Origin of the sequence: Idiomarina sp. UBA4520 (assembly GCF_002388365.1) — a bacterium.
Lineage (GTDB): Bacteria > Pseudomonadota > Gammaproteobacteria > Enterobacterales > Alteromonadaceae > Idiomarina > Idiomarina zobellii.
On sequence record NZ_DGMK01000020.1, the window covers coordinates 199717 to 215755 of the forward strand.

Consider the following 16039-nt stretch of genomic DNA (forward strand, 5'->3'; position numbering starts at 1 on the left):
AAACTAAGAGGGAACTAAGAGGGAACTTATGATTGCTGATATTCCAACAGGGTTTGATCAGTGGCAGTGGACGCAAATGCCAGTAGCAAATAATACCGGTGCGAAAGCCTACTTTTTACAAAATCCGAAAATACCAGACTGGGAACTTCTAAAAGACTTTTATCCATATTGCGACCGCAATAAGTTCGATTTTTGGTTATGCCAAATTGAGAATAAAAACTGGACCTTTTTTAAAGGAACAGATGACACATGGGTTCTTAGTAAAATTATTACTACGGATATTGAAGGGGCTAAGTTAGTTGGCCCATTTTTCGTGTTGTCGCAGACCGAACAAAATGGCAAGGAAGTTTGGGTTTATGTATCGCACTACAGTCTGGGTGATGTGCAAAAGATCTTAAAACTTAAATACAGCCAGAAGATACGTTCTTTTCGCTCCATAGAGATGCCGAATGATCTGTGGGAGTTTAAGGACGGCTTAGGTCGGTTGGTATTTTCTCAGCAAGGCGAATATGTCGTTATGGTTCATGTGATATGACTGCGTATCAACGCGGACAGGCATCGGTTGAATGGATGCTTCTTTCGATACTCGTCATGTTAGCGCTGGTTGTTGTAGAAGATAACTGGTCAGTTATTGATTATTTAATAGAGACAGGGAATAGAGTCAGGGAGTTTTACGATTTTATCTGGCGTCATTTAGTGCTCATTCCAGGAGGGGGTTCGTGAGTAAAAAAGCAAAAGGGATATTTGCAGTCATTTTTAGTTTAATTATTTCTTTAATTACTGTTTTCATGATTAATGAATACCTCAACACGGAAACTCAACGCCGTGTGGAGCAAGCATCAGCTGATACTCACTCTGTTGTGGTTTTCGCTAACGATTTAACTGCAGGAACAATTGTATCGGCAAAAGATTTGTTGGTTCGGCAATATCCTAGCCATCTAATTAATCATAATTGGTTCTTACAGAACGAAGCCGGTCTCATTATTGGTCAGGAACTTAGAGTAGATGGAAGTAAAGGAGAGCCTGTATCAAAGCGAGGTTTATTAAACCAGCAAAATACCGGTTTGTCGCGTCAGCTGCCTGATGGGCATTATGCAATTACAGTTAGCACCGATAACCTGGGGCTTCACAATGCTTTATTGAAGCCTGGAGATGTTGTTGATATCGCATTTGTGGGTGAACACTTTGAAAGCGGTATCGCGACCGAGTCGTTCGAGAATATTGAGGTGTTCGATATTCATGGGCTTAACGATGGCTATGGAAGCTACGCGTTGACTTTACTTATCAAGCCAGACGATGTTGACGAGTTTACCCGGGCTATGGGCAATGGAATGCTGGTTTGGGCAAGAAGTTCATCAAGTTCGAGAAAAGATGTTTGGAACACGGAAAGTTTAACTTCAAAGGTGATGTCATGGACGACATATTAAGGTACACACGACCGATTATTTTTCTGCTTTTAGTTTTATCGGCTTTTAATGTTTTAGCCAGTGATATTGATAACCACGTTATTGAGCTTGGTGGTTCGACTTCAATTAATATTTCGCCAGGGACTAACGTGCTCGTTAGCGACGAAAATATCATAAAAGCGAAGCTCCTCAGTAATGAGCAAATTATTCTTAAAGCGGTGAGTGTAGGCAGTACAGATGTCTGGCTTAAGCATGGTGACAAAAGCAAAAAGGTTTTAGTAACTGTCGTACCGTCGAATAAAGGGGTACTGAAAGAGCGAGTCAAAGCATTGTCTGCGGTTGAGGATGGGCTTCATCTAGAAGAGCGTAATGGTCTTATGGTCCTGTCAGGCTCTGTTTCTTCCAAAGCCTATAATCTCATTAAGGCGTTAGCTCAGGGGGAGTCGAATATAATGAATTTGACCTCTATGCAAGAGAGTGAAGAGCCGATGCTCACGTTGCGAGTAAATATACTCGAAACAAAGCGACAAGCTTTGGAAGATATTGGGATTCGCTGGCAAGGAGCATCAGAGGGACCATCTATATCAAGCGCAGTTTCTGGTTTATTTGACTGGGAGCTTGATATCGCCTCCCAGCTCATGTTTATGAAACGCCGTGGTTTAGCGAAACTTTTGGCCAACCCAACGCTTTCTACTCAGAGTGGCGAGAAAGCCAGCTTTTTGGCTGGGGGTGAGCTTCCCATTCCTCAAGTCGTTGCCCAGGGTATGCAAGATGTGACTTTCCGTGAGTATGGCATTCGGCTCATAGTTGAGCCTGTTGTTTTAAAGGATGGGCGTATTAAAACAAAGTTAAGTGCTGAACTGAGTAATATTGATCCTGCGGTTTCTGTGGCGGGAGTACCCGGTATTTTGACCAGACGTACTGAATCTGTATTTCTTTCTGAAGACGGCGACACTATGGTTTTGTCTGGCTTATTAAATGTGGATAAATCTAACCAGTCGGATGAAATGCCGGGTTTAGGAGAGCTTCCGGGGTTGAATCGAGTATTCGGGAGTCAGCAACACCGGGAGCAAACAACAGAGCTTGTGGTTATGGTTACTGCTGAAAAAATGTCATCGGCTGACAAACGACGTTTAGATAAAGAGCAAAAACGGGAAGAAAGAAATAACTGGTTCAAGGACGAGTCAGTATTACAACTAAGGGAGCTGGTTCATGAAAATACAACAAGCCATTGAAACTCTGCGAAACCGTCTTGATGTTCGCGACAGTCAAATTGAAGCATTGGACGAAACAGGGCTGCGTGAGTATGCGCGTCGCTTTCTACAAGAAGCCTCTGACTTCGAACCCAGAGTCATTGAAGACGCTATTGCTGAAGTTATTGGTTTAGGGCCTATAGAAAGGCTTTTAGCCGATGATTCCGTCAGTGAAATAATGGTCAACCGTTACGATAAAATCTTTGTCGAACGCAGCGGTAAATTACAAAAAGCGGTTGAGGTATTTACCTCAGAAGATGCACTAAGAAGAGCAATTGATCGCATTGTTTTGCCGTTAGGCCGACATATTGATGATGCTTCTCCTATGGTCGATGCCCGTTTGCCTGATGGCTCTCGTGTTAATGCTGTTATATCGCCCCTGGCGACAAAAGGTGCTTGTCTTACTGTTCGGAAATTTTCTAAACAGTCATTAGGAATTAACGATTTGGTAAACAGCGGCTCTTTGACTCAGCAAGCGGCTGACTTCTTAAAGCTGGCGGTACGTTGCAGGCAAAACATTATAGTGTCCGGGGGCACGGGAACTGGTAAAACGACGTTGCTCAATATTCTGTCGCACGAAATTCCTGAAGGGGAGCGCGTCTTAACCATTGAGGATGCTGCGGAGCTACAGTTAAATCATGACAATTTAATTGGCCTGGAGTCTCGCCCTAAGAACCAGGAAGGCACCGGCGATGTGGGTATTCGAGAATTGGTGATCAACGCTTTGCGAATGAGGCCAGATAGATTAGTGGTAGGTGAGTGTCGAGGTGCAGAAGCCTTGGATATGTTACAGGCAATGAATACCGGTCATGCTGGCTCTCTTTCCACAGTTCATGCAAATAGTGCCCGTGATGCGCTCAGACGGCTGGAAGTTATGGTTTTAATGGGTGGAATAGAGCTACCAGTCAGCGCTTTGAGGCAACAAATATCAAGTGCTGTAGATATTATCGTGCAAATTGCCCGAGCACCCGATGGACGACGGTTAGTTGTAAGCATTGATGAGCTCACGGGTATTGATGACGACGTTTTACAAATGTCGCCGTTGTTTAGTCGGGAAAGCGCAGAACATTCCCTGACCAGTAATCAAACGTTGTGTCGCTTTGCAGAGCAGCAGTCGGATGATATTCGAGAAAGCCTGTTTAAAACCCTGATGGGTGATGAATCATGTATATCGTCTTTTTAGTACTGCTTATTACTCTGACTGTATCTTGTTGGTTTTGGCTATTTTCACATGCGACACCAGACAAGTATCAGGAGTTCGAGAACAAGTTAAAGCTATCAACCGTTCGCTCTCTGGAAGACTTTTTTCTTAACCTTCCGGTTAGCTGGCTGGTTCGTGGTTACTTGCTATTGTTAGTTATTCTGCCAGTTATTGTTTGGCTTACTTCCCCGGTTTTGTGGGCTATTTGTAGTTTTGTTCTTACGCTAATTGCACCGCCTTTCATGTATCGCTTTCTTAAAAAGAAACGGTTCGAGAAGTTAGAGAAACAATTACCCGGTATGCTCATTAGCTTGAGCAACCAAATCCGCAGCGGTGCCAGTGTCAGCACTGCTTTTAAAAGCTTTAAAGGCAGTATGCAGCCTCCGCTTGGGCAAGAAGTTGATGAAATGCTTCGTCAGGAAAAAGTTGGGCGGCCTTTCATAGAGTGTCTTGATGACTGGCAACGCCGGGTCCCGATCTTTTCCGTCAAACTGGTTGCTCAAGCATTAAAGCTGGGGCTGAAAAGTGGCGGACAGCAATCCGATATATTCCTGAGGCTGGCGGAAAATATTCAACAGCAACAACATATAAAAGAGCGGCAACTGACATTAACGTCACAAGCAAGAATGCAGGCGAAGATACTCGTGTTAATGCCAGCTGGTTTGTATTTTTTATTAGGATGGATAAAGCCTAATCACACTGCTGTTTTTACTGAGTCGTTTATTGGTATGGGAATGCTCGCTGCGAGTTTGTTATTGATGATTTTAGGCGGGTGGATGGTTAAGAAAATAATGAACCCGGATGATGATTAATGTTGTTACTTTTTATATTGATATTTTTTGTCAGTACAGCGGTTTTCTTCGGTACCTATAAATTATGGAGTTACCTTCAATTAAGTTCTGTTCTGGACAGAGAAATAAACCACTTATGGCAAAGAGCACCGGATAAACTGAAAGTCGTTGTCGAACGTTATTTGGTTCTTAAGTTTGCGGGTAATAAAGCACACTTATCATTTTTTGTGTGGTTACTCCTGGCTACTATAAGTGCAGCTACTTCTATCATAAATAGAGAGCCGTTGGTGTTTATGTTTTTTGCTCTCGTTTTATTGATGGTCTTCAACAAAAGACGAACGTTATGGCTAAAACGAAATAAAACCTTAGTGAAGGAGTTACCTGACTTTTGCGACCTTATTTCTATGATGATGGCATCTGGAGTTCCGTTAATTCTTGCGTTGGAAAAAGTTGCAGACTCATGCAATGAAAGACTTTTAGCCTCTGAAATAAACGCTGTTGTACAGAGGTTACGTCGCGGCAATGGGTTTGATGCCTCAATGAAGGCTTTATCTGATGGTTGTGATGCTAAACCGATTAAAGAATGGGTAACAATGTTGGTTAAAGGGCATCAGCAGGGAGCCAGTCTTACTAAACCCTTAAGGTTTTTTGCGCACCAGCTACGTCAGGAGCTGCTTAATAGCGCTGAAAAGAGAGCTCAGGAAGCACCGGTAAAACTCTTATTTCCATTAGTGACCTGCTTTTTTCCGGTTAACTTTTTGGTCATCTTAGGACCTATTATTTTACAAATGAGCCAGGGAGGGTTCACATGACGAAAGAGCAACCAGTCATTTTATGGACTGATGTTCGAAAAATGTCGAAATTTCACCAGAGGTTAATTGGGATGTTAGGAGAGGACCAGCCAACGTCGGATATGGCTTACTGGTTCCCTTATTGCAAATCGATTCATACCTGGGGGATGAAAGAGCCTATAGACGTTATCGCGTTAGATAAACAGCAATGCATAATGGAAGTAAGACGCTTCATCTGTCCCAACGAAGTTCATTGGTTTAAAGGAGCACACAGTCTAATAGAAACGGTGGCCAGTAGTTACTGGCCGTTAGAGTCCTGGCTAGGAAAGCCTGTCATATTTAATAAAAAGCAAGGAGCGCCTCGTGAAAATTATCACTTCGATTGCAGTATTAACCTTAATTGTTAGCCTCAGTGGTTGCAGCGCAACTGTTGCAGAGCAAAAGCAAAGCTTAAAAAGCTTTGAGAACGCTAAAAGCTGGTATTTATCTGGTGATCTCGATTCAGCTGAGCATCATTTACAGTGGCTTCACAGTAAAGGGCTGGCTAGTTCCCAGAGTTGGGCTTTACTAGGAAATATCTACTTTAGGCAATACCGCTTTGAAGCCAGTGAGCAGGCATATTTGCGTTCACTTGAGTTTGATTCATCAAATAACGATATCTGGTTTAACCTTGCACTGAACCAGCTTAGGCAGACAACCAACACGTTAATGGATGCCCGGGTCCAGCTTAAAGAAACTGATGACCAATTAGATGGACTTCTGAAAGATCTTTTAGCTCTACAAAAGCTGTCTATTGAGGAGGTAGGAGCTCAATAGCTATAAATATATAAGTTGTATTTTATTGATTTAACAATTAATGAGTTGTACCTTTGGTTGATAAGTATGCTAAAGGTACAGCTCAATGAAAACGTTAAAGGCCATTTCAGAAAAACTCGTTGAAGAGCGAAAAAGACGAAACTTGTCTCAAAAGGACATGCGCCTGCTTATTGGTATGTCCCAGCAGCAATATCAGCGGGTGGAGGCAGGGCAGGATGTTCGACTGTCGACCCTGTTGCGTATATTGGCCGGGTTAGAGTTAGAGCTAGAATTTAAAGACGCTAACGAGTTAGAAGTTAAGGATCCTGATGCCAAATATAGCAAGTATGACTTTTGGGAAAAGCACCAGAAGCATTTAGAGGACTAGGCGGTTATGTCGAGCGTAAAAAGAGTCGAAAAGGTAGAAGGGCTTAGACTGACCTTGCAAGGACAAGAGGTCGGTGTGTTGGCTCATTATACAGGGGGGAAGAATATTCTGACTTTTTCCCCTGACTTTGTGGCGCTCGAAAATAGTATGAGACCAACGTTTACTCTTACGCAATTAACGCAACACGACTATTTCAATGAACCACAACTTAGTTCCCAGCGCTTATCACCAGTGCTGTCAAACTTGCTACCCGAAGGCGCTTTACGAGAATTTATTAGCCGCGAACTGAAAGTCCACTCGGAAAATGAGTTTCCGCTTATGGTTCATTTAGGTGCGAATCTTCCTGGGGCAATTAAAGCGACTCCTATCGCTGCGGGAGAGTTGCCGGCTTGGGCACTTGCTCATAGAGAGCGGGTAGAAGCTGTACAGGTTAATATCGACAAAGCCACAAGCAAGCAGTCGCTTGCAGGCATTCAAATGAAGTTTTCGTCGGTAAGAGCGCCTGACAAGCGTTTTAATATCAATGAAGAAGATAATGCCGATAGCTGGATTATCAAAGTACCGTCTAATGTTTACAAACAGGTTCCGGCGAACGAATACACAGCTATGCGCTTAGCGGAGTCAGTGGGTATCGACATACCGGAAATACAGTTAGTGAAACTGACTCAGTTGCACAACCTGCCCGACATTCGACTGCCCGATGAAGAGTATGCTTACGCGATACGACGGTTCGACCGTAGTAAAGGTAAACGAATACATACTGAGGACTTTGCCCAGGTATTTGAGCTGTATTCTCATGAGAAATATGAGAAGAAAAACTACGAGCAAATAGTTAATGCTATCTATTTACACAGCCCACAAGGTTTAAAGAATGCCAAGCAGATGGCGAAACGGTTGTTGGTGAACGTTCTACTCGCAAATGGTGATGCGCATCTTAAAAACTGGTCGTTGATATACCCAGACGGAATAACGCCTCAGTTATCGCCGGCGTACGATATTGTGTCCACCTTGCCTTATGTGAAAGGTGAAAACGGGGCAGCGCTCAATATGGCGAAAGTTAAAAATTGGTATGAAACCAATATGGAGACCTTTAAAAAGTGGGCTGAGCGAGCGGATGTACCATGGCAACCTATAGCGGTTCACTTAAGTAAAACTATGGAGCAAGCAAGAGAGTTGTGGCCAATAATGCTCAATGAGTTACCTATGCTGGAGTCCAGTAAACAGGTGCTCAAAGAGCATTGGCGTAAGTTGCATTCAGACTTTCGAATTGGCTGATGCCTTAGCTAACACCTTAACTAAAACCTTAACGCACCGAATGCTTCAGTATGCGTGACTTCTGGCGTTGCCAGTCACGTTCTTTCACGGTGTCGCGTTTGTCGTGAGACTTCTTACCTTTGGCCAGGTGTATTTCTAGCTTGGCCCAAGGGCCTTTCCAATACATGGCGGTTGCCACAATGGAGTAGCCTTCGCGCTCGGCGGCACCAATGAGTTTGTCGAGCTCACGGCGTTTTAGCAGCAATTTACGGCTACGGTCGGGCTCGCAGTATACGTGCGAAGACGCCTGGTTCAGCGGCTGTATTTCAGCGCCCAGTAAATAGGCTTCGCCGTCTTTAATAATGACGTAGCTGTCGCTTATGTTCGCTTTACCGGCGCGAATACTTTTAATTTCCCAGCCTTGCAGACTAATGCCTGCCTCGAACTTGTCTTCGAGGAAATATTCATGGCGGGCTTTTTTGTTCAGCGCAATGGTATTAGACGATTGTTTTAGTTTCTTTTTGCTCATAAGCGCTATTATACCTATGCACACTGAAAAGAAAATTGCTTTAAGGGCTTCAAAGCATATCTGGTTGCGTTATTATTGCGCAGTCAAATTTTAGCGGTAGAGAAAAACATGCCCAGTATCGAAAAAAGTGCGTTAGTTTCATACAGTGCAGAGCAAATGTTCAACTTGGTCAACGACATTGACTCGTATCCGGAGTTTGTTCCTGGATGCGCGGACTCGCGTGTGGTTGAGCAAAATGGCGACTATAAAGTAGCGTCGCTGCAAATAAGCAAAGCCGGCATTCAAAAAACTTTCACTACGCGTAATAAGTTAGTAAAACCAGAGCGCATCGACATGGAGCTGGTTGACGGTCCGTTTAAAAAGCTAACTGGCGGTTGGGTGTTTAAACCATTGTCAGACGACGCTTGTAAAGTAGAGCTTAAGTTGGACTTTGAGTTCTCTAGTCGGTTATTAGGCATGGCGTTTGGCAAAATCTTTAGTGAAGTTACGTCGAAAATGGTCGATGCCTTTGTAAAACGTGCCGAGCAGGTATACGGAAACTAATATGGCGAACACGCTGACGATTGAAGTGGCCTACGCCACACCCGAAAAGCAGCTTATTCTGACAGTGCATCCGCAAGAGGGCGCAACGGTAGAAGAGTGTATTTTACAGTCGGGTATTAAAGAGCACTTTCCGGAGATTGATCTTAGTACTCAGAAAGTGGGTATCTGGAATAAGGCGTCAAAGTTAGATGCCACGCCGCGAGACGGCGACCGCATTGAAATTTATCGCCCACTTATTGCTGACCCGAAAGCGGTACGTAAACGCCGCGCGGAAGAAGCAAAACAGTCTGGACGAGCTGACAAAGTAACCGGTGGCAGACCGGATGCTAAGCGCAAAGCGCAGGAGTCGAAACCCGAATGAAGCTGTACATAATGCGTCATGGAGAGGCTCACTATCCGAAAGGAAGCTACTCAGACAGAGAGCGTCGCCTGACTCCAGAAGGCGAGCGTGAGGTACTCACTACAACGCGATGGCTGGTTGAGCGTCACCGTGAGGTAGACTGTGTGTTTGTGAGCCCGTATTTACGAGCGCAACAAACAGCAACGGTTTTGTTTTCAGAGCTGAAAACTAAACACCGAGAGAATTGTGACGCAATTACGCCTGACGGTCACGCAGCGGCTGTGGTCAGCTGGTTAGCGGCGGAAATAGAAACTCACGGCTATGAAACTGTAGTGTTGGTGTCTCACATGCCACTGGTTAGCTACCTGGTGCATGAGCTTGATGCCAGTGTACAACCACCTATTTTTCCAACGGCAGGTATTGCGGTTATTGAATTTTCGCCAGAAACCTTAACGGGTAAATTTCAGCAGTTAATGATTGCTGAAAAATGCGCGGGTTAATTGTCATTAACGCGAAGTAACACCAGTAACGATGCGTCGCCGCCCCATTCGCGGGGAGCCTGATGAAAGGCTCTGACTAACGGGTGCTGCACCAACCAATGCGGCACCTGTTGTTTTAACTTGCCGCTACCGTGTCCATGCATAATGCAGCAACAATCAATACGTTCTTTTTCACAGGCAATAAGCAAAGCGGCGAGCTCCTGGCGGGCGGTTGCTAAGGTCATTCCGTGTAAGTCGAGCAGCAACTCTGGTGTATAGTCGCCACGCCTTAGCTGCTTGGTTAAGTAAGTCGACTCACCTTCGGCAGTAAATTGCATAGCGCCTTCGCTAAAATGTGCTTCAAAACCGTCTGAAAAATACTGGCTGGCTTCGCGGCTGGCTGCGGCTATGTCCTGAGGACTGTTGCCTTGCCTTTGTGTATTCCGTCGCTTTAATTCAGAAACTTTGGGTGGCTCTGGTGGTCGCTTGTCCTGCTCAATAGGAGCTGCACCCTGAGCTGCCTCGCGAAAAAGCGCGATATCGTCTTCTGACAGTGAGGGTGAAGAGCTTTTCTTTGCGACCATGACTAATGAAAACCGAGTGAAATTAAGGTATCTTTAACACCAATAAAGACCATCAGTATAAAACATTCGTTGTTCAGGAGACAGCCCTTGCACGTTCGAAATCGGGAACAAGCCATTGAAGAACTTCATAGTATCGATGATTTGATACGCTGGAGTGTCAGCCAACTTAACCAGTCTGACGTGTATTACGGGCATGGCACGGACAATCCTATTGATGAGACTCGCGCGCTTTTAAGCTATGCCTTGCAACTGACTACTGAGCAGTTGGCCGCTATGGGACACTGTCGTGTGCTGACAAGCGAAAAGCATGAATTCATTGAGCTGTTAAACCAGCGTATTGAGCACAAAATGCCAGCTGCGTATTTAACCCACCAAGCGTATTTTGCGGGGTTACCGTTTTACGTGGACGAGCGAGTGTTGGTGCCACGCTCACCCGTAGCCGAACTTATTGAGAACGGCTTCCAGCCTTGGTTAACCGAGCAACCTAAGCGTGTACTGGACTTGTGTACCGGCGGTGGTTGTATTGCTATTGCGTGCGCTTATGCATTTCCGGACGCAGAAGTAGACGCACTCGACGTGTCGACAGAAGCGCTGGAAGTGGCTGAATTCAACATTGAACAGCATGGTTTGTTGCATCAGGTAACGCCTATTCAGTCAGACTTATTTGAGGCTGTACAAAATGAAAAATACGACCTCATTGTGACGAACCCGCCGTATGTCGATGCAGAAGACATGGCCGACTTGCCGGATGAATATCATCACGAGCCTGAACTAGGTCTGGCAGCAGGCGAGGACGGTCTCATTTTGGTCGATAAAATGCTTATGGAAGCGGCGGACAAACTGAACGATAACGGACTCTTTGTTTGCGAAGTGGGAAACTCAATGCCAGCGCTGGCGCAAAAATATCCGCGTACTCCATTTACCTGGATAGAGTTTCAACATGGCGGCGATGGTGTATTTTTGCTGACCAAAGAGCAGCTTGAAGAACATAAGCAGCGTCAACTAAATAACTCAAAGTAGGGCTAGCGCATGCCGGGAAATTCGTTTGGACAACTGTTTAAAGTTACAACCTTTGGTGAAAGCCATGGTCCGTCATTAGGTGCGGTGGTTGATGGCTGCCCACCGGGTCTTGAGCTGTCTGAAGCGGACTTGCAAGAGGCGTTGGACAGACGTCGCCCGGGGCAAAGTCGTTATACAACAGCGCGTCGCGAAGCCGATGAAGTACGTATTCTTTCCGGTGTGTTTGAAGGCAAAACCACAGGTACGCCTATTGGCTTGCTTATTGAAAATACAGACCAACGCAGCCAGGACTATTCGAAAATTAAAGATACCTTCCGTCCCGGGCACGCAGACTATACCTACGAGCATAAATATGGCATTCGGGACTACCGTGGTGGTGGGCGTTCGTCAGCACGTGAAACGGCAATGCGCGTGGCAGCCGGTGCTATTGCAGAAAAACTTTTAGCGCAGCAGGGCATTAAGGTTCAAGCCGCGTTGACGCAAATGGGCGATATTAAAGCGAAAGACACAGACTGGCAGGAAGTGAGAAATAACGAGCTGTTTTGTGGTGACGTTAATGCCATCGAGCCTATGCAAGCGCTTATTAAACAGCTATTAAAAGAAGGTGACTCCGTGGGTGCCCGCATTCGAGTACAGGCAACTGGGGTGCCACCGGGCTGGGGAGAGCCAGTGTTTGATCGTCTGGATGCCGACTTAGCTAAAGCGCTTATGAGCATTAATGCCGTAAAAGCGGTAAGTGTCGGTGACGGCTTTGATGTGGTGACCCAAAAAGGCTCTGAGCACAGAGATGAAATGACCAAGAAGGGCTTTTTGTCGAACCATAGTGGCGGTGTTCTGGGTGGCATTTCCAGCGGTCAGCCCGTTATCGCAGACATTGCGTTGAAACCAACGTCAAGCATTTCAATCAGTGGGCAAACCATAGACAAATGGGGCAATGATCAACCCGTTGTCACAAAAGGGCGTCATGACCCTTGTGTGGGGATTCGGGCAGTACCCATTGTTGAGGCGATGACATCACTGGTATTGGTCGACCATTGGTTGCGACAGCGGGCGCAGAACGCGCAGGTAAAAACAGAAACACCCGATATCAGTCGTTAACCAGTAGCATTTAAGACGTATGCCAAACGAATTGACACATCATTATTCTCGTTTAATTGAGATATTTAACGACTGCTTTCGTACCCGTTATAACACGGTGTTGGTGGCGGGTGATGACGAGCCGTATTACGAACCGGGGAAGGGCGGCGAGCCTAATAAGATTGTATTTGCTCATGGCTTTTTTGCGTCGGCGCTGCATGAGACCGCGCACTGGTGCATTGCCGGTGAAAAGCGCCGGCAACAGTTCGATTACGGCTACTGGTACGAACCCGATGGCCGCAATGAACAGCAACAGCGCGAATTTGAACAGGTTGAACGAAAGCCTCAGGCGCTGGAGTGGCTATTTTCACTGTGTGCAGGTTTTAAGTTTGATGTGAGCGTCGACAACTTAAGTGGTGTTGAGGTCGACAGGCATGCATTTCGTGAGGCTGTCGCCAAACAGTTAGAGAGCTATCTGGCAACCGACACCTTGCCGCCCAGAGCAAAGATATTTGCAAAAGCGCTGTGTAAGGCGTTTAATTGTGAGTGGCCAAGTTGCCAAATGATTCAGGATTAACAAGGAGTTACTTATGTTTTTAAGAGCACTATTGGTTACTGTTGCTATTTTAGGGCTTAGCGCTTGTGAGACGATTGAAGGCGCAGGCCAAGACTTAGAAAAAGCCGGTGAAGCCATTCAGGACGAAGCAAACGAAGAGTAACAATGACAGTAGTAAACCGTTTAACGGTTGGCCTGGTGGTTAATCCGTACGCAGGTATTGGCGGCGCCATTGCTTTAAAAGGAAGTGATGGCGCCGATATTCGTGAAAAGGCATTAAAAGCCGGTGCAGAGCGCAAAGCAATGCAGCGTGCAGAAACCGCGTTAAAAATCCTCCAGAATTATCAAAAACAGCTCGACTTTGTCACTTGTGGTGGCGAAATGGGCGCAAATGTATTGAAGTCTCTAGGGTTTTCTTACCAAACCGTATTTAACCCAAATGCTCAGGAAACGTCATCGGACGACACCAAACAAGCCGTAAAAGCGATTATTGATAAAAACGTGGATATCCTGCTGTTTGCCGGTGGTGATGGCACCGCTCGTGATGTTTACTCTGTGGTTCCTGATAACCAATTGGTTTTAGGTATTCCGGCCGGTGTGAAAATTCACTCGGGTGTTTACGCTATTAGCCCAACGGCAGCGGGGCGTGTTATTGAGAAAATTCTCAAAGGTGAGCTTTCGAGTATTCATGAGTCTGACGTGATGGACATTGATGAAAGCGCCTTTAGAGAAGGCGTTGTCAAAGCGCGGCGTTATGGTGAAATGTCGGTGCCGGCCGAGCTTGAATATGTTCAAGCCGTGAAAATGGGCGGTAAAGAGAGCGATGAGTTGGTGCTTGATGACATAGCGGCAGAAGTTATTGAGCGAGTGGACGACGAACTGTTAGTGATGGGGTCGGGTTCGACCGTTGCTGCCATAATGGACGATATGGGTATTGAAAATACGTTATTAGGTGTCGATCTCGTTCAAAATGAAACGCTGGTTAAAAGTGACGTTACCGAGAAAGAGTTGTTTGAAGCCGTCTCTAATTCTGTAGGCTCAGTCAAACTGATTATTACGCTTATTGGCGGACAGGGACACTTGTTTGGGCGTGGTAATCAACAACTGAGTCCGCGTGTTATTCGGGCTATTGGAAAAGACAATATTTGGGTTGTTGCGACTAAGGCGAAGCTGAAGTCATTAAATAACCAACCGCTTAGAGTCGACACAGGAGACAGTGAGCTCGACAACGAATTGTCGGGAACAATTCGGGTCATTACCGGCTACCACGACGAAGTGCTTATGCCCGTGGCAGCCGTCAGTTAGTTTAAAACTGTGACTTAGGTAAATGAACGACTAAGCCGTCTAGCTCGTCAGTGACTTCAATTTGGCAGCTCAGACGGCTGTTATCCTGAGGCTCCATGACCATATCTATCATGTCTTCTTCCTGCTCAGATGGCTCAGGAATTTTATCCTGCCACTCTTTTGGAATGTAGCAATGACAAGTGGCGCATGACATAACCCCACCACACTCACCAACAATACCATCGATAAAATTATCGACAGCGGCTTCCATGACGTTGGTTCCGGCTTCGACATCGGCTTCAAATTGGTTTCCGTCGGCATCAACAAAATAAACTGTAGGCATGGTTAATTGGGTTTCCTGTAAATTATTTAAAAAGTGAACAACAAATTTTGTGCCAATTAGGATAAAATACCTGCCTTTTAACCACAACGCCAAACTTCAAGGTTTCTCATGTTGGAAAAACTGTTTTCGATAAAAGCCAGTGGCAGCTCGATAAAGTCGGAAGTCATTGGTGGCTTCACGACCTTCCTGACCATGGCTTATATTATTTTTGTGAACCCCTCCATTTTAAGTGAAACCGGAATGGATTACGGTGCGGTCTTCGTGGCGACTTGTTTAGCCGCGGCTATTGGCTGTCTAATAATGGGCTTCTGGGCAAACTATCCCGTCGCACTAGCACCAGGTATGGGTCTGAATGCGTTTTTCACCTATACCGTTGTTTTCAGCATGGGGTATACCTGGCAAACGGCGTTAGGGGCAGTGTTCTTCTCAGGCTGTATTTTCTTTTTATTGTCGGCGTTTCGTGTTAGAGAGTGGATTATTAAGTCCATTCCACCAACGCTTCGTTTAGCGATAGCTGCCGGTATTGGTGCGTTTTTGGCGTTAATTGGTTTGCAAAACGCCAATATCATCGTTGCTAATGACGCGACTATGGTGGCGTTAGGTGAATTAGGTGAACCGTCAGTATTACTTGCTGCGGCGGGTTTCTTTTTAATTATTGGTTTGGTTGCACGCGGAGTTCAGGGTGCTGCTCTAATTAGTATTTTAGCGGTCACTTTTATTGCCTGGTTGACAGGGTTAGTTGACTATAATGGCATTGTTTCTGCACCGCCGAGCTTAGCGCCAACGTTCCTGCAAATGGACTTAGCTGCCGCTTTTGACTTAGGGATGTTGTCGGTTATTTTTGCCTTCTTGTTTGTTGATTTATTCGACACGTCTGGCACGTTGTTGGCTGTTGCACAGAAGGCCGGTCTGGCGAAAGCCGACGGTCATATGCCTCGCTTAAACAAAGCACTTATGGCAGACAGTACAGCGACAGTAGCCGGTTCAATGCTGGGTACGTCGACCACCACGAGCTACATTGAATCTGCGGCTGGCGTTGCCTCTGGCGGCAAAACCGGATTAGCGGCGGTTGTGGTTGGTGTCTTATTCTTGTTGGCGATGTTTTTCGCGCCATTAGCGGGCATGATTCCAGCCTATGCAACCGCTGGGGCTATTATTTACGTAGCTGTATTAATGCTCTTCACGCTAAAAGACGTGAAGTGGGACGACATTACTGAAGCAGCTCCAGTAGCTGTGGTTTTATTAATGACGCCGTTGACGTTTTCAATAGCGGACGGTATTGCTTTAGGCTTCATCAGTTATGTGGTCGTGAAGCTTTTAGGTGGCAAATACAGTGACTTAACGCCTAGTGTGGTGCTTTTAGGTGCTTTATTTATCGCAAAATTCATTTGGTTAGGGTAGTAAC

22 protein-coding genes are annotated in these 16039 nt (G+C 45.7%); 19 read left to right on the forward strand and 3 right to left on the reverse strand.

Going from position 1 to position 16039, the window contains the following annotated elements; genetic code table 11:
• Window positions 1-28: 28 nt before the first annotated feature.
• The 10 genes from B3850_RS09290 to B3850_RS09335 all read left to right on the forward strand — a co-directional run bounded on the left by B3850_RS09290 (window position 29) and on the right by B3850_RS09335 (window position 7900).
• The gene (locus B3850_RS09290) at window positions 29-535 is read left to right on the forward strand and encodes a hypothetical protein (RefSeq protein WP_053952755.1); all 507 of its coding nucleotides are present in this window, start codon (window positions 29-31) and stop codon (window positions 533-535) included.
• A 184-nt stretch (window positions 536-719) separates the two neighbouring features.
• The gene (gene cpaB, locus B3850_RS09295; RefSeq protein WP_286911675.1) at window positions 720-1427 is read left to right on the forward strand and encodes a Flp pilus assembly protein CpaB; all 708 of its coding nucleotides are present in this window, start codon (window positions 720-722) and stop codon (window positions 1425-1427) included.
• Complete coding sequence (locus tag B3850_RS09300; RefSeq protein ID WP_286875144.1) at window positions 1412-2641, forward strand: type II and III secretion system protein family protein; 1230 nt, start codon at window positions 1412-1414, stop codon at window positions 2639-2641. The genes cpaB and B3850_RS09300 overlap by 16 nt, the downstream gene beginning before the upstream one ends.
• A complete protein-coding gene (locus B3850_RS09305; RefSeq protein ID WP_286875145.1) occupies window positions 2619-3842 on the forward strand; it encodes a CpaF family protein in 1224 nt (407 codons plus the stop codon). The genes B3850_RS09300 and B3850_RS09305 overlap by 23 nt, the downstream gene beginning before the upstream one ends.
• Window positions 3824-4672, forward strand: a complete 849-nt coding sequence (locus tag B3850_RS09310) for a type II secretion system F family protein (protein WP_053952750.1) — start codon at window positions 3824-3826, stop codon at window positions 4670-4672. The genes B3850_RS09305 and B3850_RS09310 overlap by 19 nt, the downstream gene beginning before the upstream one ends.
• Window positions 4672-5463: a type II secretion system F family protein gene (locus tag B3850_RS09315; protein WP_286911676.1), complete on the forward strand. Its 792-nt coding sequence runs from the start codon at window positions 4672-4674 to the stop codon at window positions 5461-5463. Before B3850_RS09310 ends, B3850_RS09315 begins: the two co-directional genes overlap by 1 nt.
• Window positions 5460-5849, forward strand: a complete 390-nt coding sequence (locus B3850_RS09320) for a DUF192 domain-containing protein (protein ID WP_058579367.1) — start codon at window positions 5460-5462, stop codon at window positions 5847-5849. Before B3850_RS09315 ends, B3850_RS09320 begins: the two co-directional genes overlap by 4 nt.
• Complete coding sequence (locus B3850_RS09325; RefSeq protein WP_286875152.1) at window positions 5806-6258, forward strand: hypothetical protein; 453 nt, start codon at window positions 5806-5808, stop codon at window positions 6256-6258. The genes B3850_RS09320 and B3850_RS09325 overlap by 44 nt, the downstream gene beginning before the upstream one ends.
• An 85-nt stretch (window positions 6259-6343) precedes the next feature.
• Window positions 6344-6625, forward strand: coding sequence for a helix-turn-helix domain-containing protein (locus B3850_RS09330; protein WP_286875155.1), 282 nt, complete (start codon window positions 6344-6346; stop codon window positions 6623-6625).
• Window positions 6626-6631: 6 nt separating this feature from the next.
• Complete coding sequence (locus B3850_RS09335) at window positions 6632-7900, forward strand: type II toxin-antitoxin system HipA family toxin (protein WP_286911677.1); 1269 nt, start codon at window positions 6632-6634, stop codon at window positions 7898-7900.
• Between the two features lie 28 nt (window positions 7901-7928).
• Here the strand turns inward: B3850_RS09335 and smpB are convergent, their stop codons facing one another.
• Window positions 7929-8408: an SsrA-binding protein SmpB gene (gene smpB / locus B3850_RS09340; RefSeq protein ID WP_053952746.1), complete on the reverse strand. Its 480-nt coding sequence runs from the start codon at window positions 8406-8408 to the stop codon at window positions 7929-7931.
• 108 nt (window positions 8409-8516) lie between these two features.
• Between smpB and B3850_RS09345 the strand changes: the two genes are divergently transcribed.
• Genes B3850_RS09345 through sixA form a run of 3 tightly spaced genes read left to right on the forward strand, consistent with a single transcriptional unit; the run spans window position 8517 to window position 9791 of the window.
• Window positions 8517-8951: a type II toxin-antitoxin system RatA family toxin gene (locus B3850_RS09345; protein ID WP_273269696.1), complete on the forward strand. Its 435-nt coding sequence runs from the start codon at window positions 8517-8519 to the stop codon at window positions 8949-8951.
• 1 nt (window position 8952) lies between these two features.
• The gene (locus tag B3850_RS09350) at window positions 8953-9312 is read left to right on the forward strand and encodes an RnfH family protein (protein WP_053952744.1); all 360 of its coding nucleotides are present in this window, start codon (window positions 8953-8955) and stop codon (window positions 9310-9312) included.
• The gene (sixA, locus tag B3850_RS09355) at window positions 9309-9791 is read left to right on the forward strand and encodes a phosphohistidine phosphatase SixA (RefSeq protein ID WP_126751073.1); all 483 of its coding nucleotides are present in this window, start codon (window positions 9309-9311) and stop codon (window positions 9789-9791) included. The genes B3850_RS09350 and sixA overlap by 4 nt, the downstream gene beginning before the upstream one ends.
• Here the strand turns inward: sixA and smrB are convergent.
• Entirely contained in the window at window positions 9788-10354 is a 567-nt protein-coding gene (gene smrB / locus B3850_RS09360; protein ID WP_286911678.1) for an endonuclease SmrB, read from the reverse strand. The two genes, sixA and smrB, sit on opposite strands and share 4 nt — an antisense overlap.
• Before the next feature lie 87 nt (window positions 10355-10441).
• On the opposite strand from smrB, the gene prmB reads away from it, so the two are divergent.
• The 5 genes from prmB to B3850_RS09385 are packed head-to-tail and all read left to right on the forward strand — an operon-like array spanning window position 10442 to window position 14312.
• Window positions 10442-11374, forward strand: a complete 933-nt coding sequence (gene prmB, locus B3850_RS09365) for a 50S ribosomal protein L3 N(5)-glutamine methyltransferase (protein ID WP_286875169.1) — start codon at window positions 10442-10444, stop codon at window positions 11372-11374.
• Window positions 11375-11383: 9 nt separating this feature from the next.
• The gene (gene aroC / locus B3850_RS09370) at window positions 11384-12472 is read left to right on the forward strand and encodes a chorismate synthase (protein ID WP_286875171.1); all 1089 of its coding nucleotides are present in this window, start codon (window positions 11384-11386) and stop codon (window positions 12470-12472) included.
• Between the two features lie 19 nt (window positions 12473-12491).
• Complete coding sequence (locus tag B3850_RS09375; RefSeq protein ID WP_058579360.1) at window positions 12492-13028, forward strand: elongation factor P hydroxylase; 537 nt, start codon at window positions 12492-12494, stop codon at window positions 13026-13028.
• Window positions 13029-13041: 13 nt separating this feature from the next.
• Window positions 13042-13170, forward strand: coding sequence for an entericidin A/B family lipoprotein (locus B3850_RS09380; protein ID WP_074668867.1), 129 nt, complete (start codon window positions 13042-13044; stop codon window positions 13168-13170).
• 2 nt (window positions 13171-13172) lie between these two features.
• A complete protein-coding gene (locus B3850_RS09385; protein WP_286911679.1) occupies window positions 13173-14312 on the forward strand; it encodes an ATP-NAD kinase family protein in 1140 nt (379 codons plus the stop codon).
• Between the two features lies 1 nt (window position 14313).
• On the opposite strand, the gene B3850_RS09390 is transcribed toward B3850_RS09385, so the two are convergent.
• Complete coding sequence (locus tag B3850_RS09390; protein ID WP_053952997.1) at window positions 14314-14634, reverse strand: 2Fe-2S iron-sulfur cluster-binding protein; 321 nt, start codon at window positions 14632-14634, stop codon at window positions 14314-14316.
• Window positions 14635-14742: 108 nt separating this feature from the next.
• Between B3850_RS09390 and B3850_RS09395 the strand changes: the two genes are divergently transcribed.
• On the forward strand, window positions 14743-16035 hold the full coding sequence (locus B3850_RS09395) for an NCS2 family permease (RefSeq protein WP_286875176.1): 1293 nt from the start codon (window positions 14743-14745) through the stop codon (window positions 16033-16035).
• Window positions 16036-16039: the final 4 nt, after the last annotated feature.